Source organism: Thioalkalivibrio sp. ALJ24, assembly GCF_000377785.1.
Lineage (GTDB): Bacteria > Pseudomonadota > Gammaproteobacteria > Ectothiorhodospirales > Ectothiorhodospiraceae > Thioalkalivibrio.
This window is the reverse complement of record NZ_KB898730.1, coordinates 169,623-190,127: the sequence shown is the minus strand read 5'-3', so window position 1 is coordinate 190,127 and position 20,505 is coordinate 169,623. Positions and strand designations below refer to the sequence as shown.

At 67.9% G+C, this 20,505-nt stretch carries 18 protein-coding genes; 12 read left to right on the top strand and 6 right to left on the bottom strand.

Going from position 1 to position 20,505, the window contains the following annotated elements:
• Positions 1-23 precede the first annotated feature (23 nt).
• The 3 genes from D571_RS0110760 to egtD are packed head-to-tail and all read right to left on the bottom strand — an operon-like array spanning position 24 to position 3,060.
• Entirely contained in the window at positions 24-1,526 is a 1,503-nt protein-coding gene (locus tag D571_RS0110760; RefSeq protein ID WP_018936696.1) for a Ppx/GppA phosphatase family protein, read from the bottom strand.
• Positions 1,523-2,032 (bottom strand): histidine phosphatase family protein, encoded by a 510-nt coding sequence (locus D571_RS0110755; RefSeq protein WP_026287792.1) that lies wholly within the window; start codon positions 2,030-2,032, stop codon positions 1,523-1,525. Before D571_RS0110755 ends, D571_RS0110760 begins: the two co-directional genes overlap by 4 nt.
• A 2-nt stretch (positions 2,033-2,034) precedes the next feature.
• Positions 2,035-3,060, bottom strand: coding sequence for an L-histidine N(alpha)-methyltransferase (gene egtD, locus D571_RS0110750; protein WP_018936694.1), 1,026 nt, complete (start codon positions 3,058-3,060; stop codon positions 2,035-2,037).
• 114 nt (positions 3,061-3,174) lie between these two features.
• On the opposite strand from egtD, the gene egtC reads away from it, so the two are divergent.
• The 7 genes from egtC to D571_RS0110715 all read left to right on the top strand — a co-directional run bounded on the left by egtC (position 3,175) and on the right by D571_RS0110715 (position 8,843).
• Complete coding sequence (gene egtC, locus D571_RS0110745) at positions 3,175-3,957, top strand: ergothioneine biosynthesis protein EgtC (RefSeq protein WP_018936693.1); 783 nt, start codon at positions 3,175-3,177, stop codon at positions 3,955-3,957.
• Between the two features lie 15 nt (positions 3,958-3,972).
• Complete coding sequence (locus D571_RS0110740) at positions 3,973-5,166, top strand: SUMF1/EgtB/PvdO family nonheme iron enzyme (protein ID WP_018936692.1); 1,194 nt, start codon at positions 3,973-3,975, stop codon at positions 5,164-5,166.
• Positions 5,167-5,203: 37 nt separating this feature from the next.
• On the top strand, positions 5,204-5,953 hold the full coding sequence (locus tag D571_RS0110735) for an SIMPL domain-containing protein (RefSeq protein WP_018936691.1): 750 nt from the start codon (positions 5,204-5,206) through the stop codon (positions 5,951-5,953).
• A gap of 22 nt (positions 5,954-5,975) precedes the next feature.
• Positions 5,976-6,296, top strand: a complete 321-nt coding sequence (locus tag D571_RS0110730) for a rhodanese-like domain-containing protein (protein ID WP_018936690.1) — start codon at positions 5,976-5,978, stop codon at positions 6,294-6,296.
• Positions 6,297-6,384: 88 nt separating this feature from the next.
• The gene (gene dapC, locus D571_RS0110725) at positions 6,385-7,581 is read left to right on the top strand and encodes a succinyldiaminopimelate transaminase (RefSeq protein ID WP_018936689.1); all 1,197 of its coding nucleotides are present in this window, start codon (positions 6,385-6,387) and stop codon (positions 7,579-7,581) included.
• Positions 7,582-7,675: 94 nt separating this feature from the next.
• Entirely contained in the window at positions 7,676-8,497 is an 822-nt protein-coding gene (gene dapD / locus D571_RS0110720) for a 2,3,4,5-tetrahydropyridine-2,6-dicarboxylate N-succinyltransferase (protein ID WP_018936688.1), read from the top strand.
• Positions 8,490-8,843 (top strand): Spx/MgsR family RNA polymerase-binding regulatory protein, encoded by a 354-nt coding sequence (locus D571_RS0110715; protein WP_018936687.1) that lies wholly within the window; start codon positions 8,490-8,492, stop codon positions 8,841-8,843. Before dapD ends, D571_RS0110715 begins: the two co-directional genes overlap by 8 nt.
• 3 nt (positions 8,844-8,846) lie before the next feature.
• Here the strand turns inward: D571_RS0110715 and D571_RS14630 are convergent, their stop codons facing one another.
• From D571_RS14630 to D571_RS0110700, 3 genes are all read right to left on the bottom strand, one after another.
• The gene (locus D571_RS14630; RefSeq protein ID WP_018936686.1) at positions 8,847-10,757 is read right to left on the bottom strand and encodes a methyl-accepting chemotaxis protein; all 1,911 of its coding nucleotides are present in this window, start codon (positions 10,755-10,757) and stop codon (positions 8,847-8,849) included.
• 168 nt (positions 10,758-10,925) lie between these two features.
• Positions 10,926-12,242, bottom strand: coding sequence for a DEAD/DEAH box helicase (locus D571_RS0110705; protein WP_018936685.1), 1,317 nt, complete (start codon positions 12,240-12,242; stop codon positions 10,926-10,928).
• A 430-nt stretch (positions 12,243-12,672) separates the two neighbouring features.
• A complete protein-coding gene (locus tag D571_RS0110700; protein WP_018936684.1) occupies positions 12,673-14,370 on the bottom strand; it encodes a DUF6498-containing protein in 1,698 nt (565 codons plus the stop codon).
• A gap of 133 nt (positions 14,371-14,503) precedes the next feature.
• On the opposite strand from D571_RS0110700, the gene D571_RS0110695 reads away from it, so the two are divergent.
• The 5 genes from D571_RS0110695 (at position 14,504) to D571_RS0110675 (ending at position 20,426) form a co-directional block, all read left to right on the top strand.
• Entirely contained in the window at positions 14,504-15,109 is a 606-nt protein-coding gene (locus D571_RS0110695; RefSeq protein WP_018936683.1) for a bifunctional 2-polyprenyl-6-hydroxyphenol methylase/3-demethylubiquinol 3-O-methyltransferase UbiG, read from the top strand.
• 15 nt (positions 15,110-15,124) lie between these two features.
• Positions 15,125-16,006: a PhnD/SsuA/transferrin family substrate-binding protein gene (locus tag D571_RS0110690; RefSeq protein WP_018936682.1), complete on the top strand. Its 882-nt coding sequence runs from the start codon at positions 15,125-15,127 to the stop codon at positions 16,004-16,006.
• Positions 16,003-19,104 (top strand): EAL domain-containing protein, encoded by a 3,102-nt coding sequence (locus tag D571_RS0110685; protein ID WP_018936681.1) that lies wholly within the window; start codon positions 16,003-16,005, stop codon positions 19,102-19,104. The genes D571_RS0110690 and D571_RS0110685 overlap by 4 nt, the downstream gene beginning before the upstream one ends.
• Before the next feature lie 83 nt (positions 19,105-19,187).
• Positions 19,188-19,397, top strand: a complete 210-nt coding sequence (locus D571_RS0110680) for a DUF3185 family protein (RefSeq protein ID WP_018936680.1) — start codon at positions 19,188-19,190, stop codon at positions 19,395-19,397.
• Positions 19,398-19,556: 159 nt separating this feature from the next.
• The gene (locus D571_RS0110675) at positions 19,557-20,426 is read left to right on the top strand and encodes a helix-turn-helix domain-containing protein (protein ID WP_026287791.1); all 870 of its coding nucleotides are present in this window, start codon (positions 19,557-19,559) and stop codon (positions 20,424-20,426) included.
• The last annotated feature ends 79 nt before the right edge of the window (positions 20,427-20,505 follow it).

Here is a 20,505-nt window from a genome sequence, read left to right as displayed (position 1 = left end):
CGGCGACGAGGCCCGGGTGCGGGTCAGGCGAACTCCAGGCGGAAACCGACGCGTTTCAGTTCGGTGGCCTCGGCCTCCAGATCGGCGCGGGTCAACGGATGCGCATCCAGCCAGCCCGGCGCGAAACGCAGTTCCAGCGACTTGCCGCCCGCTCGCAGCGTCTCCATCGGCAACAGGTCATCCGTGCGCGGGCGGTGCAGCAGCACCGCCAGCCGCAGCAACACCACCAGATAGCGGAAGCTCCGGTCCTGATCCGGACGCGGCTCCTTGACCAGCGAGGGCTTGAGCTTGCGCCGATGCAGCCGCACCAGACGCGCGAGCTCCTGCTGTTCCGGCCGCGAAAACCCGGGAAGATCCGCCCAGTCGAGGATGTATTCCCCGTGCTTGTGGTACTTCGCGTGCGACAGTGCCAGGCCGATCTCGTGCAGCTCCGCGGCCCAGCTGAGGCGATCGCGGTCGTCCGGCCCCAGGTCCCAGTCGCCGGCCACCCGCTCCGCCAGCCAGTTGGCGGTGGTCTGAACGCGCCGCGCCTGTTCCGCATCCACCGCGAAGCGCTCGCGCAGGTGATGGATGGTGCGTCCGCGCACGTCCTCATGGCGGATCCGGCCCAGCAGGTCATGCACCACGCCCTCGCGCAGCGCGCCGTCCGAGGGATGCAGGCGCTCAATCCCCAGCGCGCGAAAGGCCCCGATCAGGACTGCCAGCCCGCCGGCGATCACCGGCCGACGATCCTCGTTGAGCCCCGGCAGATCCGCCAGTTCGGCGATGCGTTTCGCGCGGATCATGCGTTCGCGCAGCGCCTCCAGCGAAGCCAGCGTGAGCCCCGGTTCGGGATCCAGCTCCAGCCCCTCGACGATCCGGCTGAGGGCCAGGATGGTCCCGGACGATCCCAGGGCCTGCGCCCAGCCGAGCCGGCGATAGGTCCGGACAAGCGGCTGCAGCTCGCGCCCGGCCTGCAGCTCGGCGGCCTCGAACGCACGCCGGGTCAGGCGCCCGCGCGGGAAAAACCGGCGGGTGAAGCTCACACAGCCCATTTCCAGACTCTCGGCCTGCTCGGTCTCGAAGCGTGCACCAATGATGAACTCGGTGCTTCCCCCGCCGATATCGATCACCAGCCGCCGCTCGCCCTCGTCGGCCAGGGTATGCGCCACCCCAAGATAGACCAGGCGCGCCTCCTCACGCCCGCCGATGATCTCGACCGGATGGCCCAGCGCGGCTTCCGCGCGGCGCAGGAAGCGATCGGCATTGCGCAGCTGGCGCAGGGTGTTGGTGCCGACGGCGCGCACGCTGCCGGGTGGCAGCCCGCGCAGGCGCTGGCCGAAGCGTTCCAGACAGGCGATCGCCCGTTCGGCCACCGCCGGATCCAGCCCCCCGCGCGAATCCAGTCCGCTGGCCAGCCGCACCATGTCCTTCAGGCGGTCCTGCATCAGGACCTCGCTGCCCTGGCGGCGGGCCACGATCATGTGAAAGCTGTTGGACCCCAGATCGACCGCCGCGACGGTCTCCGGGCGAGCCTCAGGACTCATGTTTGCCCCCCGCCCATGCGCTCCAGTACCGCCCGTGGCAGGTACCAGACCAGGCGTAGCGGCCCCGGCAGATGGCCGCACAGGCCGCAGGCATCCCCCTTGCCCAGTTCCACCGGGGACGCCCCGCCGGCCGCGCCCAGCAGCCGCCCGGCCAGCCGCGACAGGTCCGGTTCGTGTCCCACCAGTACGATGCTGCCGCCCTTCTTCTCCGCCTGCAGCCGACCCTGCAACTCCAGGCCCGCCAGCTGACCCGGACGCAGCCAGTCCACCGCCTCCGGGGTGCACGCGAGGGCATGCGCCAGCGGTTCGGCCGTCTGCCGCGCCCGCAACCAGGGACTGACCCAGATCCGGGCCGGCTCCCCCAGCAGCGGGACCAGCGCACGCGCCATGGCCGCCGCGCTGGCCTCGCCCTCACGGGTCAGGGGACGGTCGCGATCGGGACCGTCGAAATCAGCGGGATCGCCCGCCTGCGCATGCCGGAGCAACACCAGATCGGGGCACTGCATCATCAGCCTGCCGGATCAGGACGCAGCATCAGGAGGGAATACCAGCCGTCGCCGGCCAGCCACTCGCGTTCACGCCGCAGGCCGCTGGCGGAGAGCAGCCGATCGATCATCTTCGCGTCGAACTTGCGCGAGATCTCGGTACGGATCACCTCGCCGGCCTCCAGCTCCAGCGTGGTCGCGAAGGCCTCCACACGGACCTTCTGGGAGACCTGCGCGACCAGGTGCATCTCGATGCGCGACTCCTCGTGGTTGAAGGGTGCCCGGTGGCGGAAGCCGCGTTCGTCAAAATCCGCCCCCAGCTCGCGGTTGAGTACCGACAGCAGGTTCAGATTGAAGGCCGCGGTTACCCCCGCGGCGTCGTCGTAGGCGGCCTCCAGCACGTCCACCGGCTTCACCCGGTCCAGCCCCAGCAGCAGATGATCGTCCGACCCCATGGTGCGACGGATCGCACGCAGCAGCTCGATCGCCTCGGGATCCTCGAAGTTGCCCAGACTGCTGCCGAGGAAGGTGAACAGGCGCGCCCCGTCCTGTCCGGCCGCCCCGTCCGCTCTGAGGGCCTCCAGCGCGGCGCCGTAGTCGCCCGCCAGCGCGTGAATGGTCAGCCCGGGAAAGCGCTCGAGGAGCCGTTCACCGGCCTCGTCGAGGATCTCCGGGCACACGTCGTTGGCTACGTACAGGGACTCCTCGCCCGCGGCCCGCTCGAGCGGCGCCAGCAGGTATTCGGTCTTGCGCGAGGTCCCGCTGCCCAGCTCCACCAGTGTGTCGGCACCCGCCGCCTCGATGATCGCCGCCGCGTTGCGTTCCAGCAGCGAGGCCTCGAGCCGGGTCGGGTAGTATTCCGGGGTGTCACAGATGGCATCGAACAGTGCAGATCCGCGCGCGTCGTAGAAATATTTGGGCGGCAGGCTGCGCGGCGCCTCCAGCATCCCTGCGCGGAAATCCGCGAGGAGCTCGGCGTGGGGATCGCGAACCTCGACCGTGCGGCGGGAATAGCGGCGGGACATGCGCTCGGCGGGAGATGCGGCCATCAGGGGTTCCGTCGTCCTGGGTTTTGCGGCACGCTAGCATGAAAACTGCAACGGCTCCCAGCAGCGGAGTTCTCCGAGCGGACTTTCCCGAGCCACCCCGAACCGCCGACGCCCATGTGCCGCCACCTCGCCTATCTCGGTCCACCCCTGGCCCTGCGCTCCCTGCTGCTGGACCCGCCGCACTCGTTGACCGAGCAGGCCGTCTCGCCACAGGAGCTGGTGTATGCCCGACTCAACGCAGACGGATTCGGCTTCGGCTGGTTCGAACCCGACGGCACCCCGCTGAACTACCGCCGCGCCGACCCGATCTGGCAGGACCCCAACCTGCAGACCCTCGCCGGCCACCTGTATCAGCCGCAGTGGATAGCCGCCATCCGCAGTGCCACGCCCGGCTTCGGCGGCGACACCGCCAATGCCCAGCCGTTTGCCTGCGATGGACTGCTCTACAGTCACAATGGATTGATTCGTGACTTTCTCCCGCGCATCCGCCGCTGCATCCAGCAGCGCCTGGAGCCGGCCATCGAGGAAGGCATCCGCGGCAGCACCGACTCGGAGTATCTGTTTGCCCTGATCCGCCAGCTGCTGGCCGACGACCCCGACACCTCGCTGGAAGGCGCACTGGGCGAGGCCTTCTCGCTGGTGGCCGAATGGCTGGAGGACCAGGGCGCGCTGCTCAACGTGATCATCGGCGACGGCCGGCGCATCGTCGCCAGCCGCCACGCGGTCAACATGGACTGTCCCAGCCTGTACTACACCACCGACGACGAGGCGTTCCCCGACGGCAGCGTGGTGATCGCCTCCGAACCCCTGACCGACCGCGAGGCCTGGCGGGCGGTGCCTCCACATCACCTGCTGTGCGTGGAGCCGGACACGCCCCCGGAACTGCTTGCGCTGTAAACCGTCTCTTCCCGCATGAACCCGCACACGCACCCCGACCTGCGCGACTGCCTGGCAAGCCAGCAGGCACGCCTGAACCGGGCTCTGGACGCCACCCCGGCGGCAACAGGACGCAATCAATACCATCCCGACCTCAGTCCGGTGGACTGGCACTACGCCCACTGCCACTTCATCGAGGCCGTCTGGCTGGACGAACGCCTGCCACAGCGCCCGCCCGCGATCGGGCGCGACTGGCACGACCTGTATCTCCCCGAACTGAGCCCCAAATGGCGACGTGGAGGCCGGCTGCCCCCGCGGGAGCGGCTGCGGGCCTGGGGGCGCGAACGTCAGTCCCTGCACCGCGAATGGCTGGAAGCCCCGGCGATCCGTGAGCATCCGCTGATGGTCGGCGACTACCTCGTGGGGTTTCTTGCCCAGCACCACGCGATGCATCTGGAAACCCTGGAGCAGGTCCGCTGGTTCGCCCGGCTGAACGGTGCGGAGCCCGGACAGGCCCCCGCCGCGCCACGGCCCGGGGCCCCCGCGACAGGGGACAGGGCACCCGGGCACCCGGCCTGGATCCCTTTCCCGCGGGCGACCCACACCGTGGGCCACGACGGCATCGATGCCTTTGACAACGAGCGCGACCCCCACCCGACCACCACCGGGCCATTCGAGATCGCCGCGCGCCCGGTCAGCAACGCCGAACACGTGGCATTCATCGAGCAGGACGGCTATCGCCGCCCCGAGTTCTGGGGTCCCGACGGCCGCGACTGGCTGCAGCGCACGGGCGCCCGAGGACCGCTGGGCTGGTGGCGTGGCGCGGACGGGCGCTGGTGGCAGACCCGGCCGGACGGCGCCCGCCCGCTGGCCGACGCGGCCCCGGCCATGGGCCTGTCGTGGTTTGCAGCGCGGGCCCACGCCCGCTGGGCCGGCGCGCGCCTGCCACACGAACACGAATGGGAACGTGCCGCCCGGGATGGCCGGCTGCAGGGCACCGGGCAGGTGTGGGAATGGTGTGCCAACGCATTCTTCCCCTATCCGGGATTTCGTGCCTATCCTTATGAGGGGTTCTCGATGCCGTGGTTCGATGGCGAGCACCGGGTGCTGCGCGGCGGCAGCGAATGGAGCGACCCGATCCTGTGCCGGCCGAGCCTGCGCAATTTCTTCACCCCGGAGAAACGCCACGTATTCGCGGGAGTGCGCCTGGTGCGCGACCGCATGGCCTGACGCCCACGGACTGAACAAGCCACGCCAAGGAGCCGCCATGTCTGCTGCTACCGTCCGGATCCTGCCCCGCAGCCTCATTCCCGCCGTCGGCGGCCTGATCCTGGCCGTCGCTGCCGCCATGACTCCGGCCTCTGGCGGCGAAGGCGCCACGGTGTTCAAGCTGTCCGGCACCGCCGAGCGTCAGGTGGAGAACGACCGCATGATCGCCACCCTGGTGGCCGAGGCGCGGGAACCCGAGGCACGCGACGCCGCGGCCAGGGTCAACCGGATGATGGAAGGCGCACTCGCGATGCTGGAGGAGTTCGAGGAAATCGACAGCCGCACCATGGACTACAGCACCCGCGCGATCCAGGAACGCAACGACCGTAGCCGGATCACCGCCTGGCAGGTACGCCAGAGTCTGGAACTGCGCGGCGGCGATTTCGACAGTCTCGCTGAACGCGTCGGCGAGCTGCAGCAGGAACACGACCTCACCGTCAGCGGCATCCGTTTCGGGGTATCCGCGGATCTCCGGCGCGAGGTGCGCCGCGAAATGATCGACGAGGCCGTGATCGACATGAAGGACGAGGCCCGGGCGATGGCGCGCAGTATCGGAGCCTCGCACCTGCGGCCACTGGAGATGGAGCTCACGCATGAAGGCAGCCGCGCCCCGCAGCCGATGATGGCACGCGCCGAAGGGGTATCCAGTGCCCCGGCCCTGGAAGCCGGCGAAAGCACCCTGACCGTCCGTGTGGACGGTCGCATTCAGGCCCTGGGAGCGGACACCCTGCGGGTTTCGCCCCGCTGATTTCAGGACCGTTGCCACGCCCATGCGCCAGATGACCGCCTCGCAACTGAACGACTATCTCGCGACCGCGAATCCGCCTCCGCTGCTGCTGGACGTGCGCGAACCCTGGGAGTTCGAGCACTGCCATATCGAAGGCTCGCGACTGCTGCCGATGGGCCAGATTCCGGCGCGCCGCGATGAACTCGACCCTCGAGCCGAGATCGTGGTGATCTGTCACCACGGCGTACGCAGCCAGCAGGTTGCGGGCTTCCTCGAGCGCTCGGGATTCCGCGACGTGATCAACCTGCGCGGCGGGGTGGACGCCTGGGCTCGCGAGGTGGACGTGAACATGCCTGTCTACTGAACACGGCCCCGGCGCCCGCACGGAATACTGGGACCGGCCCGCCGCCTGCCGTATACTGGCGGGTTTTCCGTCCCGTAACGAGCACGCGATGAACCCCGACCTCGACCGGCTCCAGCCCTATCCGTTCGAACGCCTGCGGGCGCTGTTCGCCGATCTGGAGCTGCCCGGGGACGTGGATCCGATCGCGCTGTCCATCGGCGAACCGCGGCACGCGCTGCCCGATTTCGTCGAGCCCACACTGCAGGCGGCGGTCAGCGGCTACAACCACTATCCGACCACGCGTGGCGCCCCTGCCCTGCGCGAGACCATCGCCCTGTGGCTGCAGCAGCGCTTCACCCTGCCCGACGGGATCGACCCGGAGCGCCAGATCCTGCCGGTCGCGGGAACCCGCGAGGCGCTGTTCGCCATCGCCCAGGCGGTGGTCGATCCGCGCGCCGGGGCCCGCGTGCTGATGCCCAACCCGTTCTACCAGATCTACGAAGGCGCGGCGCTGCTGGCCGGGGCCGAACCGGCGTTCTACGACCTGGACGCCGAACACGGCTGCCTGCCGGACTTCTCGCAGGTCCCTGAATCGCTGTGGGCATCGATCCAGCTGGTCTACGTCTGCAACCCCGGCAATCCGGCGGGCACGGTGATCCCCGAGGACCAGCTGCAGACCCTGATCGAGCTGGCCGAACGTCACGACTTCGTGATCGCCGCCGACGAGTGCTATTCCGAGATCTACCATCCGCGCGGCCATCCGCCGCCGGGGCTGCTGGGCGCCGCCGCGCGCATGGGCAACGACACGTTCCGGCGCTGCATCGCGTTCCACAGCCTGTCCAAGCGCTCCAACCTGCCGGGGCTGCGTTCGGGCTTCGTGGCCGGCGACGCCGGGATCCTCGAACGCTTCGCGCTGTACCGCACCTACCACGGCTGCACCCTGCCGACCCCGACTCAGGCGGTCAGCCGCGCGGCCTGGGCGGACGAGGCCCACGTCGAGACCAACCGCGACGTCTACGCCGAGAAGTTCGCCCGCGTGGTGCCGAAGCTCCAGGAGGTAATGGAGGTCAGCACGCCCGAGGCCGGTTTCTACCTGTGGCCGCGGGTGCCGGACGGCGACGACGAAGCCTTCGCCCGCCGCCTGTATGCCGAGGCCGGGGTCACCGTGCTGCCCGGGCGCTATCTCGGCCGCAGCCACCCCGACAGCGGCTACAACCCGGGCGCCGGCCATGTACGCATGGCGCTGGTCGCCGAACCCGAGGCCTGTGTCGAGGCCGCCGAGCGCATCGTCGCGCTGTATCGTTGAGGCGGTTCGCCGAGCCCGTCACGGCCCCCCTTTCAAACGAGAATTTTCGCATCACGATTTTCCGTCCTACGATCGACCACAAGGAAACGTCACCATGTCGGATCTGCAGAGCACCATCGAAACCGCCTTCGAGCGCCGCACCGAGATCAGCCCGCGCAACGTCGAGACCAGTGTGCGCGACGCCGTGAACGAGGCGCTGGACATGCTCGACAGCGGCCGCGCCCGCGTCGCCGAGAAGAGCAACGGCGAGTGGGTGGTCAACGAATGGCTGAAGAAGGCGGTCCTGCTGTCCTTCCGCATCTCGGAGAACGAGTTCATCAAGGGCGGCTTCACCAACTACTATGACAAGGTCGCCTCCAAGTACGCCGACACCTCCAGCCGCGACTTCCGCGAAGGCGGCGTGCGCGTGGTGCCGCCGGCGACCGCCCGTCACGGCAGCTACATCGGCCCCAACGTGGTGCTGATGCCCTCCTACGTGAACATCGGCGCCTACGTGGACGAAGGCACCATGGTGGATACCTGGGCCACGGTCGGCTCCTGCGCGCAGATCGGCAAGAACGTGCACCTGTCCGGCGGCGTCGGCATCGGCGGCGTGCTGGAACCGCTGCAGGCCAACCCGACCATCATCGAGGACAACTGCTTCATCGGCGCCCGCTCCGAGGTGGTCGAAGGCATGATCGTCGAGGAAGGCGCGGTGATCTCCATGGGTGTCTACCTCGGCCAGTCGACCCGCATCTACGACCGCGAGAACGACGAAATCATCCGCGGCCGCGTGCCGGCCGGCGCGGTGGTCGTGCCCGGAACCCTGCCGGCGGAAAACGGCAAGTACTCGCTGTACTGCGCGGTGATCGTCAAGCGCGTCGACGAGCAGACCAAGGCCAAGGTCGGTATCAACGAACTGCTGCGCGATGTCTGAGGTCGTTCTCCACGGCATCTCCAACTGCGACACCGTGCGGCGGGCACGCCGGGCACTGGAGGCGGCCGGCGTGGAACATCGCTTCGTGGATTTCCGCAAGGACGGACTGGATCCCGAACGGCTGCGCGAATGGGCGATGGAGCTGGGCTGGGAGACCCTGATCAACCGCCGCGGCGCGACCTGGCGTCAGCTGCCGAAGGAACAGCGCGAGTCCCTCGACGAGGACAGCGCACTGGCCCTGATGCTGGAGAAGCCGACCCTGATCCGCCGTCCGGTGATCGAACACGCCGGCCGCGTGCGGCTCGGCTGGGGCCCGGAGAACGCCCGGGCCCTCGGTGCGGAATAGCCCTCAAACCTGCTGTCGGTAGCCGGCGACCTCCTGCTGCAGCTGCTGGGCGAGGGCCTCCAGAGCCTCCACCGCCTGCTGCATGTCGGAGGCCCCGTCGGCACTCTGCGCCGCCAGATCGTTGATGTGGTGCACGTTGCGGTTGATCTCCTCGGCGACCTGGCTCTGCTGCTCGGTGGCACTGGCCACCTGCCGGGTCATGTCGTCGATGGTGCTGACCGACCGGTCGATGGCGTCCAGTGAATTGCGGGCCTCGTCGGCCTTGCTGACGCTGGACTCGGCCTGCCGCTGACTGGCATCCATCGCCTCCACCGCGCGCCCGGCCGCGCCCTGCAACTTCTCGATAATCCCGCGGATCTCGCCGGTGGAGTCGTTGGTGCGCTGCGCCAGATGCCGGACCTCGTCCGCCACCACGGCAAAGCCCCGCCCGGCCTCTCCGGCCCGCGCCGCCTCGATCGCCGCGTTCAGCGCCAGCAGGTTGGTCTTGTCGGCGATCTCCTCGATCACCTGCAGGATGGTGCCAATGTTGTCGCTGTCACCCTTGAGCTCGTCGATCACGTCGCGCGAGCGGTTGATCTCCCCGGCCAGCGCATTGATCGTCTCCTGCGTGACAGTCACCACTTCACGCCCGCCATGCACCGCCTGTGTCGCCTGATCGGCCTGCTCCGCGGTGCTCTGGGTATTGTTCGCGACCTCCTGCACGGTGGCCGACATCTGATTCATCGCGGTGACCACCTGCTCGACATCGCTGCGCTGCTCGCCGGTCGCCCGGCTCAGTTCCGCGCTGCGTCCTTCCAGCTGGCGCGCCGAGGCGGCGATCCCGTCGGCGGCATCCGCCACCTGGCCGATCAGGCCGGACAGCCGCTCCATCACCTGGTTGAACGCGCGCCCGGTACGGCCGATCTCGTCATCCGTGCCGATGTTCACGCGGTACCCGAGGTCGGCGGAGCCCTGACCGACCGCCTCCAGACCGTTCGCCAGGCGTTCCAGCGGTCGCGTGAGCACACCGGCGTAGATCCATCCGATCACCAGCGCGACCAGGAAGGCGACCACCCACAGTGCCCATAGCAGCCACCACAGCATGTTCACCGGGGCGTACAGCTCGGACAGGGCCTGATCCACGATCAGACCCCAGTGGACGCCATACTCCTGCGCCATCTCCGGCAGCATCAGCGTGAGACCCCATTTGCGCTCCCCGTCGCCACTGAGGAACTCCCCGCCCGGGTCCCCCTCGCGATGGCGCACCGGCGCCTCCATGATGGCGTAGTCGCTCATGTCATAGCCGAACCGGCCCATGTCGCGGTGTCCGATCAGGCGGCCGTCACCATTGAACAGCGTGACCCGGCCGGTCTCGCCGATCGTCACCCGATCGGACACCGCGCGGATCACGTCCATCGGCAGTTGGGCCGCCAGCACGCGGCCGTCGTCCAGGGATTCGAGGTAGGTAATGAAGCGCCCGTCGGCGGAATCGGCCTCCAAGTCTACATCCAGCAGGCGTTCGCCGGCCCTGGCCGCAGCCAGCATCGCGTCGCGGGTACCCTCGCTGCCGGCGCCCGTCCGTTCACCCGCATCACCGGTTCCCGCCAGGACCTCGCCGTCTTCATCCAGCAGGCCGGCCCAACGGAAGCCGGAATATTCCTCGCGCATGCCCTCCAGCGCGGCCTGCGCGTCGGCCGGGTCGTCGAGATCGGCGCGGGCCAGGCTGCGCAGGGCCCGACCATGGTCCAGCACCTGCCGATCCACCGCCGCCTGCACCTGCTCGCCGACGTTGACCAGGGTCTGTTCCAGGCTGGACTGCAGCTGACCCTTCATGCTGTGGAAGGTCACCCCGCCCATGATCGAGAGCGGGATGGTGCTGACGGCGATCACCAGCAGGATCAGTTTGAGGCGCAGGCCCTTTATCTTCATCTTCATCCTCCGTTTCCGCCCCCTGTGACGGCCGACATGCCCCCGGCTTGAGCTCCACAAAAAAACGCACCCCGGGGGTGCGCTTCGCATACTGCATCCATTTTCCCGCTGAGCGGACGGACGTCACCCGCGGCTCATTCCCCGGTGCCGCGCAGCGGCACCGGGGAGCCGATGTCAGCGGCGCCCGGAGGCAGCCTGGCCGCGGCCCCGGCCTTCGGCGCCCCGACCCTGCCCCTGACGCGGACCACCGCCACGCCCGGAACGGTTGCCGTTGCCCTTGCCCCGGGGTGCGCCGGCACCCTTGCCACGGCCGCGGCGGGGCCGGTCCTCCTGGACCGGTCGCGGTGCAGCGTAGCCCTCGGTCTCGATGCGCTCGATCGGCCGGCGGATCAGCTTCTCGATCCCGGCGAGCAGCTTCAGCTCGTCGCCGCCCACCAGCGACAGCGCCGAACCTTCACAGCCGGCACGGCCGGTGCGGCCGATGCGGTGGACGTAGTCCTCCGGCACGTTGGGCAGCTCGAAATTCACCACCTGCGGCAGCTGGTCGATGTCCAGCCCGCGCGCGGCGATGTCGGTGGCGACCAGCACCGGCACGCGGCCCGACTTGAACTGCTCCAGCGCACGGGTGCGGGCGTTCTGGCTCTTGTTGCCATGGATCGCCGCCGACTGCACACCGTCCCTGGTGAGCTTGTCCGCGAGCCGGTCGGCGCCGTGCTTGGTGCGGGTGAACACCAGCACCTGTTCCCAGTCGTTGCTGCGGATCAGATGGCTCAGCAGATCCCGCTTCTGGTGCCTTTCCACCAGATGCACCTTCTGCTCCACGCTCTCCGAAGCGGTGTTGCGCGCCGCGACTTCCACGCTGGCCGGGTCGGTCAGCAGGCTGTCGGCCAATTTGCGGATGTCGCTGGAAAAGGTGGCCGAGAACATCAGGTTCTGGCGCTTCTTCGGCAGCATCGCGATCAGCTTGCGGATGTCGCGGATGAAGCCCATGTCGAGCATGCGATCCGCCTCGTCCAGCACCAGGATTTCCACCCCGGACAGATCGATGGTCTTCTGGTTCGCGTGATCCAGCAGGCGCCCGGGCGTGGCCACCACGATGTCCATGCGCCCACGCAACGCGCGCACCTGCGGGTTCATGCCGACCCCGCCGAAGATGGTCATGGAACGCTGATCCAGGTGCTGACCATAGGTCTTTACTGAATCATGGACCTGGGAGGCCAGCTCGCGGGTCGGGGTCAGTACCAGGGCGCGCGGACGGCCGTTGCCGCTGCGCGCCGGTGCGTTTTCCGTCAGTCGCTGCAGGATCGGCAGGGTGAAGCCGGCGGTCTTGCCGGTGCCGGTCTGGGCTGCGGCCAGCAGGTCGCGACCGGCCAGCACTTCGGGGATGGCACCGGCCTGGATCGGCGTGGGACGGGTATAGCCGGCGGCGGAAAGCGCACGCAGCAGGGGTTCGGCCAGATTCAGGCCGGCAAAAGTCGGTTCGGAAGACATGAGTGCTCCAACGCAACCCGCCGCTCAAGGCTCGGCCAAGGGGCACCCATCGGGGAAGACAATATCGGGGGGATCGAAATGATCAGATGAACGGACGCTGACGGGCAAGGCGTTCAGTAATCCGGCACCATACGCGTTTAACGACCCCGCCACAAGCTGCGCGATGCAGTCACGGCGGGGACGCTCCTGATCCGGTTGCTGAGGTGGTGCCCATGACGATCAGCTCCAGATTCAGCATCTGTGCCATTGCCAGGATCGCGCAGCCGCATTTCCTCGGCATGGTCCGAGTTCGGTTGGCTTCCAGTCGTACCTGCTGTTCCGAATCCGCCAGCACGCGATGCGTGAAGAAGCGGGGCTCGCGCGGGCCCGGTCCGGAAGTCAGGCGCCCGATCGGTTTTCACCGACCGAACCGGCACAAGACTTCAGTGCTTCAGACGGAGTCGGCCCCCCGACCCTGCAACGCCGGTCCCAGACGGGCGAGCACACGGTCGATCAATTCAAGGTCGGCCAGCATCGCGCGCACCCCGGCATCCAGCCGGGACTGGCCGTGCAGGACGTGACCTACATCCAGGAAGGGGGCCCCCTGCATGGCCCGCAGCGGGCCCAGCACCCGGCGCTCCTCGCTGAGTGACAGGGCCAGATAGAGCGCGTCGTACTTGAGTCCGGCGCTGACCGCAGACACTGTCTCATGTACGTCCCGCAGGGTGAGCAGGGCCTCCCGCAATTCCGGGGTCAGTGTGCGGCGCACGTGTTCGGAGTCCACGCTGGCGCCCTCCTCCGGCCCTGCCAGAAAGGCCTCGTCAAAACGTTCGTCCCCGGTAGGGACCGTCCGCCCGCTCAGCGCACGCGCCAGCACGGACGAGTTGGGATTCACCGCCACTCCCGGTTTGACGTCACCGTCGGTGCGCACGCGGAACAGCAGCCCGCTGAAGACCTGTTCCGTGCTGCTGTTCTTCCCGCCACTGCGGTACTGCAGATCGGCGTGAACCGCCTCGAACTGGAGGCCCTCACGGACCCCCGAGAACCAATGCTGGGCTCTGCCCGAATTCCAGTGCCGAATCAGGCCCAGGGTCACCCACGGGCGCACCCATTCGCGACCGTTGACGTCGGTGCGGTAATCCAGCCCCCGCCCGGTGGCCTCCGCAACCCGGGGAACCAGTGCCGTACAGGCCTCGCGTTCCCATTTCTGCTGCGCCCGGCGGAACAGGACGAAGCTCAGGACGACCAGAACCATCACCGCAGCGGTGCTGGCGAAGGCCAGAAACGGCTGCACGGCCTCCAGCCCTTCCTCCAGCCCCCCACCCAGCAGATAGATCGCGGCATTCACGCCCACCAGGAGCACCAGCACGATCGCGACCAGGCGCAGGATGGCGCCCCGTCGCAGTGAGCGCCGCGTCTGTTCCAGCTCCTCCAGCTGCGGCCGGAGCTCCGCGACAAGGTCCTCCGCATCGTGGGGCGCCGGGCGCGCTGCGGTTTCCGCACCCTTGACCGGACTCTCCCACAGGCGGAATACGTCGCTGTCGGGCCGGCCGGTCTCCCGCTCGCGGCGTTCAGCGGCGCGCTTTCTGCGGTGTTCGCGCACATGCGTGAACACGTCGATCGCGGTCTTGAGCACCACCAGCAGGGCCAGCGCCGCCATGGGCGACCCCAGATACGTAACCAGTCCGCCGCCGGCAAGGATGGTGATATGCAGGATGACGATCCGCTTGTACGGCGCGACCATCACCTCGTTGGCGGTCACGCTCTCGTACTCGCGCCGGCCGATGAAGTTCAGCACGTAGGACGTGCCGTGGCTCAGCAAAAGCGCCAGAAACGGGATCATCAGGCCGAAGTCGGACGCGGCATGGTCATCGGGCCGGAACATGCTCACCACGAACATGCCGTGGACCATGGTGAACATGCCGTAGTGGAACAGGAAGAACGGCGCCATGAACCATGCGCGGTTCTCGCCCTTGCGGCGCGCCAGGGTCACGAACCGGGTCACGGTGAACAGCCCGATCACGAGGTTCTCCGCCCAGAACAGCAACAGGACCTCGTAGACCGTCCACTCGAAGAACACCACCCCGGCCAGTGGAAGGCCGTTGACGGCGATCAGCAGAAGCGTCGACACCAGCAACCGATCACGCATGCATGCACTCCGGCAGACAGTTTCGTGGCCAATGACGGCCCCAGTCGATCGGAAGCTTAAAGCTTCGCCTTACCTGGCGCCCCCTCCATATGAAGGGTCCGCGCCCCCACCCCCGATCCGGTATCCTGCGCGCATGTTCCGCAGCCTGGTCTATGACAGTCTGATCCTGCGCATGACCGCGCGGTGGTATGCCGCGGTCCTTGAGCGTCTGCCACCGGGGGCGCACCTGCTCGATGTCGGCATCGGTACCGGCGGCGCGCTGCTGGCCAATGCCGACACCGTTGCGAAGAAGGACCTCACCGTCACCGGCGTCGACATCGACGCCGATTACATCGACCGTGCCCGCCGTCAGCTGGCGGCATCGGCGCTGTCCAGCCGGGTCACGGTGCATTTGCGTTCGGTGTACGACCACACCGGCGAGCCCTGCGACGCGGTATATTTCTCCGGGAGCTTCATGCTCCTGCCTGACCCGGTAGGGGCCCTGCGCCACTGTGCCGGCCTGCTGCGTCCCGGCGGGCGGATCTATTTCACCCAGACCATCCAGCTGCGCCCTTCGCCGGTGCTGGAGCGGCTCAAGCCCGCCCTGCGCCGGGTCACCAGCATCGACTTCGGCCACGTCACCTATGAGGACGATTTCCGCGCCCAGCTGGATACCGCCGGTCTGCGTCTGGAGGAATGGGCCGTACTCGAACTCCACGGGTCACGCGCCGCCTGCCTGGCCGTCGCATCGCCGAAGTAGTGTTAGCCTGTGTCCATGCTGAACGCACGACTGTTCCGGATCCCGCTTCTGGTGTGCGGGCTGCTGCCCGGTCTGGCCTTCGCCGAGACCCTGCGGTTTGCCCCGCTGCCGATGCAGGAACCGGAGACGGTGATGCGCGAGACCCAGCCGATGCTCGAGTACCTGAGCCAGGAGCTGGAGGTGGATTTCGAGATCCGTTACGCCACGGACTACGACGATATCCTCGAACGCTTCCGCAACGGCACGGTGGACCTGGCGTATCTGGGCCCGCTGCCTTATGTCCTGCTGCGCGACCGCTGTCCATCGGCCACTCCGGTGGTGGCCTTCCGCGAACCCGGAGGCGAGGCCCGCTACACCTGCTCGGTGGTGATGTTTGCCGACAAGCTCCGCCCGCTCGACGATCTGACCGACCAGCCGGTCGCACTGACCCAGCCCCTGTCCACCTGCGGCTACCTGGCCACCGCCCGGTTGCTGCGTGACGGCGGCACCCGGCTGGCGGCGACCGATTACCGCTATTTCGGCCATCACGACGACGTGGCCCTGGCCGTGGTGCGCGGCGAGGCCGTGGCTGGCGGAGTGAAGACCCACATCGCGCGGAAATACGCACACCTGGGCCTGGACACGGTGGCCGAGAGCGAACCGCTGCCCGGCTTCGCGCTGGTCGCCAATCGCCAGACGGTCAGCGACGCCCGGCTGCAGGAACTGCGTCAGGCGCTGGTTCATCTGCGGCCCGAGGAATCGGAGGAAGACGCCGCACGCATGGCCGAATGGGGCGAAAGCCTTCGCCATGGCGCGCAGGCGGTGGATGATGAAGATTACGCCCCGATACGCCGGCTGCGAGGCGAGGTCACGATTCCGGAGCTCGTGATCCCGGACCTGACGGTGCCCGCACCGTGATCCCGGATCGCCGCGTAATCTGGCTTCTGGCCGCGCTGGCGTGGCTGCTCGTACTGCTGTTCCTGTATCTGAACTGGCAGGACAAGGCAGGCATGCACGAACAGCGCCAGAACGTGGCACTGGACACCGCCTACCGCGCTGCGGTCAACAGCTTTGACCTCGCCGCACAGGCGTACTTCCGCGAAGCCGTCCATCGCGCCGAGGTACTGGATCTGCTGCGCGCGGGACAGCAGGCCGAAGGCGAGGCGGAGCAGGCCCGCCTGCGCGGGCGGCTGTATCGAACCCTGTGGCCGACCTATGACCGCCTGCGCGACGGGGAACTGCGGCAACTGCACTTCCACACCGCCGAGGGGACCAGCTTTCTGCGCTTTTTCTCGCCGGAGTACCACGGCGATGATCTGCGCGCGACCCGACCACTGATCCGCGAGGTACACCGCACCAGGAAACCCGCGGCCGGGTTCGAGACCGGGCGCTCGCTGTCGGGGTTTCGCTACGTCTATCCGCTCCACGACGGCGACGAATTCGTGGGCAGCGTGGAGTTCAGTATCCCGTTTCGCCACGTCCGCGAGATGATGAACGAGCTGGACGATACCCGGCAGTTCCAGCTGATCCTGCGACGCGACGCGGTGGAGGACAAGGTACCCCCGGGCTTTCTCTCGCTTTACGAGACCTCCCGGCTGCACAAGGATTACGTCCTGGAAGACACCAGCCTGGTGTTCCCCGATTCGCCACGGCCGCCGTCGGAAGAAATCCGCGCGATCAACCAGCGACTGGCTGCCGACCCGCGCACTGCGGAGGCGATCGAAGCGGGCGCGCAGGGGGCCCTCTCCGTCGGCCTGGACGGCGAGACCTGGGTGGTCAACCTGCTGCCGGTCACCGATCCGGCCGGGGAACGCGTGGCCTATGTGCTCGCCTACGCCCCGGACCCGCTGACCGGCGTGTTCCGGCGCGAATTCGCTGCGGCCGCGATGGGCGCCACGCTGCTGATCGGGCTGGCCCTGCTCCTGCTGCTGCGCCTGATAACCTCCCGGGAACGCCTGCGCAACCAGCGCGCATACCAGCAGGCCGTCACCAACACCATGGCCGAAGGCCTGTACGCCCAGGACGAGGCCGGGCGCATCACCTTCATCAACCCCGCGGCCAGCGAGATCCTGGGCTACCGGCCGGAGGACCTGCTGGGCAAGGACGCCCACACCCAGTTCCATCGTCACGCCGGCAACCAGTACCCCGATGAGCGCGACTGCCCCATCCGCCAGCGCGTGACCACCGGGCGGGTCTTCGAGGGCGAGGAAACATTCCGCCATCAGGACGGCCGGCTGATCCCGGTGGAGGTGTCCAGCCGGCCGCTGTACCAGGAAGGGGTCCGGACCGGCGCGGTCACCCTGTTCCGCGACATCAGCGAACACAAGCGAGCCCGGGAACGACAGAAACTGGCCGCCAGCGTGTTCACCAGCGCCAACGAAGCAATCATTATCACCGACCCGCAGTCCCGCATCCTGATGGTCAACGAGGCCTTCACCCGGCTGACCGGCTACACGCCCGAAGAGGCCGAGGGCCACAACCCGTCGATCCTCGGTTCCGGGCGCCAGGAACCCGCCTTCTATCGCCGGATGTGGCAGGACCTGCGGGAGAACGACTACTGGCACGGCGAAATGTGGAACCGCCGCAAGAACGGCGAGCTCTACCTGCAACTGGGCACCATCAGCGCGGTACGCGACGAGCACGGAGAACTGCTGCACTACGTGGGCCTGTTCTCCGACATCACCGAACGCCGGGAATACCAGGAGAAGCTCGAATTCCTCGCGCATTACGACCCGCTGACCGAACTCCCGAACCGCGTCCTGCTGCTCGACCGTCTGCGCCAGGCCATGCAGCTCGCCACGCGCGAAGGCCGCCGGGTGTGCGTGGCGTACCTGGACCTGGACGACTTCAAGGACATCAACGAGCAATGGGGACACGCGACCGGTGACCGGATGCTGCTGGAACTCGCCCGGCGACTGGAGGCCGGTCGCCGCGAGGGAGACACCGTGGCCCGCCTGGCCGGCGACGAATTCGTCCTGGTCCTGGTCAACCTCGAAAGCGACGAACAGTGTCGCGCCATGATCGACGAACTGCTGCAAACGCTGCACCGCCCGATCCCGATCGACGGGCAGCACCTGAGCTGCAACGCCAGCATCGGCGTGACCACCTATCCTCAGACCGACGCACTCGAGGACGGCGAACAGCTGCTGCGTCAGGCCGACCAGGCCCTTTATCAGGCAAAGCTGCAGGGCAAGAACCGGCCGTACTTCTTCGATGCCGCCGGGGATCGCCGCCTGCGCGATCGCCACGAGACCCTCGAACGGCTGAAGCTTGCGCTCGAACGCGAGGAGTTCGTGCTGTTCTACCAGCCCAAGGTGAACCTGCGTACCCGCGAGGTCATCGGCGCGGAGGCCCTGATCCGCTGGCAACATCCCGAACGCGGACTGCTGCCCCCGGGCGCCTTCCTCGACGATCTGCTGGAGCAGCCGCTGGAGGCCAACCTCAGCCGGTGGGTCATGGAACGGGCCCTCGCGCAGGTCAGTGCCTGGCGGGCAGGAGGCATCCACCTGCCGGTCAGCGTGAACGTTCCCGCACAGCACCTGCAGGAACCCGATTTCGCCGAGCAGATGGCCGGGCTGCTCGCACGCTTTCCCCATCTGCCCGCCAACAGCCTGGAACTGGAGATCCTGGAATCCAGCGCCCTCGCCAGCCTCGCCCACGTTTCCCGCGTGATCGAACGCTGCGCCGCGCTGGGCGTGCAATTCTCGCTGGATGACTTCGGCACTGGCTACTCTTCACTTGCCTACCTCAAGAGGATTCCGGTGCAGATCGTCAAGATCGACCGCAGCTTTGTCGGTGACATGCTCGAGGACCCCGACGACCTCGCCCTGCTGGAAGGCATCATCCAGCTCGCTCAGGTGTTCCAGCGCCAGATCATCGCCGAAGGCATGGAGACCCCCGAGCAGGGCGAGCGCCTGCGGGAACTCGGCTGCGAGGTCGTCCAGGGGTACGGCATTGCACGTCCGATGCCCGCGGAAGAGATCCCGGGATGGCTGCACCGCTGGCAGAACGCATGAACAACGTTTGCGCGATTCGTATTCGGGTACGCGAATCCGTGCTAGTTTTCAGGGACACACCCCGGGACGAAAAGGACCCTCGCATGCACTGGACACGACTGCTCGGCATTGCCCTGCTGGTGGGAGGCATCATCCTGCTGGTCATGGGCTTTCAGGCGACCGACAGCCTGGGTGAGGAGCTGCACCAGCAGTTCACCGGAGGCTATACCGATGAGACCCGCATGTATCTGATCGCAGGCGGGGTAATGGCGGTGGTCGGTCTGGCACTGACCATCTTCGGCGTCAAACGCTGAGGCTGTGCTCGCGAGCACGGTGGATGACAGCGCGGCGATTGCTGTATCCCGATACCGACGGGGGCATCCCGGGACCGACTCTCGTGGTGAACCCGATGGTCTAGAAAGGGAACCAGAGGGACCTTCCCGGGATCGGCCATGGCGCAACACTACACCAACATGCTCGATTTCTTTGAACGCGGGCAAGAAGCGCCGTTCGTCAAAGAGGCCCGTACGCCAGACGAGCCGCCGGCCCCCATGATCGAGAACGCCCATCCGCCCGGGCGCCTGAGCACGCCGCCCGTGCCCGAGCTGATGATCAGCCAGTGCAGGGGCACCCCCTTCCGCTTTCGCTGCGATATCGGCGCGGGCGCCTTCTCCGGCTGGGGACTGCCGCGCAATTTCGTGGTGATCGCGCCCCGAACGCCCGCCTACTGCGAGATGCGTGATCCGGCGCGGCTGCAGTTCATTGGCATCCCGCCGGGACTGGCCCGGGCCTGCCTGGAACGCGACCGTAACGATCCCCTCGACTTCGGTCGCGTGCACAGCGCCCCACAGAGCGACCCCCTGATCGGGCAGGCCCTGACCGCCCTGTGGCAGGAAATGGGTCGTGACGATGCCGCGGCCCAGGTGTTTGTGGAAAGCATGATTGCGGCGCTGGTGGTACGGCTGGCCCGCCTGGACGGGCAGGCCGGAGACATGGAGCACCGCAAGGGCGGCCTGGCACCTCATCACTCCAAGCGTGTGATCGAATACATGCAGGCCCATCTGGCGCATCGCATCACCCTGTCCGACCTCGCCGCGCAATGCGACCTGTCGCCCTGGCACTTTGCACGCGCCTTCCGCGTGACCCACGGACAGGCCCCGCACCGTTTTCTTACCGGACTGCGCATCCAGCACGCCCGCGAACTCCTGGAGCATACCTCCCTCCCGGTCACGGCCGTTGCCGCCGCAACCGGTTATTCCGCCCCCCAGCTGACACGGCACTTTCGCCAGGCGGCGGGTATTACCCCCAGCGAATACCGGCGCCAGCACAGCTCCCGACCGTAGCTGGCCGTTCAGCGCGCTCTCGCAGGATTCGACACGCCATTGCCGGAGCCCTCGTCCAGCGAGACGCCGATCAACGGAC

Excerpts from the sequence above, each read along its gene's own strand:
- D571_RS0110760 (WP_018936696.1), bottom strand. The coding sequence starts at position 1,526 with ATGAGTCCTGAGGCTCGCCCGGAGACCGTCGCGGCGGTCGATCTGGGG.
- D571_RS0110755 (WP_026287792.1), bottom strand. The coding sequence starts at position 2,032 with ATGCAGTGCCCCGATCTGGTGTTGCTCCGGCATGCGCAGGCGGGCGAT.
- egtD (WP_018936694.1), bottom strand. The coding sequence starts at position 3,060 with ATGGCCGCATCTCCCGCCGAGCGCATGTCCCGCCGCTATTCCCGCCGC.
- egtC (WP_018936693.1), top strand. The coding sequence starts at position 3,175 with ATGTGCCGCCACCTCGCCTATCTCGGTCCACCCCTGGCCCTGCGCTCC.
- D571_RS0110740 (WP_018936692.1), top strand. The coding sequence starts at position 3,973 with ATGAACCCGCACACGCACCCCGACCTGCGCGACTGCCTGGCAAGCCAG.
- D571_RS0110735 (WP_018936691.1), top strand. The coding sequence starts at position 5,204 with ATGTCTGCTGCTACCGTCCGGATCCTGCCCCGCAGCCTCATTCCCGCC.
- D571_RS0110730 (WP_018936690.1), top strand. The coding sequence starts at position 5,976 with ATGCGCCAGATGACCGCCTCGCAACTGAACGACTATCTCGCGACCGCG.
- dapC (WP_018936689.1), top strand. The coding sequence starts at position 6,385 with ATGAACCCCGACCTCGACCGGCTCCAGCCCTATCCGTTCGAACGCCTG.
- dapD (WP_018936688.1), top strand. The coding sequence starts at position 7,676 with ATGTCGGATCTGCAGAGCACCATCGAAACCGCCTTCGAGCGCCGCACC.
- D571_RS0110715 (WP_018936687.1), top strand. The coding sequence starts at position 8,490 with ATGTCTGAGGTCGTTCTCCACGGCATCTCCAACTGCGACACCGTGCGG.
- D571_RS14630 (WP_018936686.1), bottom strand. The coding sequence starts at position 10,757 with ATGAAGATGAAGATAAAGGGCCTGCGCCTCAAACTGATCCTGCTGGTG.
- D571_RS0110705 (WP_018936685.1), bottom strand. The coding sequence starts at position 12,242 with ATGTCTTCCGAACCGACTTTTGCCGGCCTGAATCTGGCCGAACCCCTG.
- D571_RS0110700 (WP_018936684.1), bottom strand. The coding sequence starts at position 14,370 with ATGCGTGATCGGTTGCTGGTGTCGACGCTTCTGCTGATCGCCGTCAAC.
- D571_RS0110695 (WP_018936683.1), top strand. The coding sequence starts at position 14,504 with ATGTTCCGCAGCCTGGTCTATGACAGTCTGATCCTGCGCATGACCGCG.
- D571_RS0110690 (WP_018936682.1), top strand. The coding sequence starts at position 15,125 with ATGCTGAACGCACGACTGTTCCGGATCCCGCTTCTGGTGTGCGGGCTG.
- D571_RS0110680 (WP_018936680.1), top strand. The coding sequence starts at position 19,188 with ATGCACTGGACACGACTGCTCGGCATTGCCCTGCTGGTGGGAGGCATC.
- D571_RS0110675 (WP_026287791.1), top strand. The coding sequence starts at position 19,557 with ATGCTCGATTTCTTTGAACGCGGGCAAGAAGCGCCGTTCGTCAAAGAG.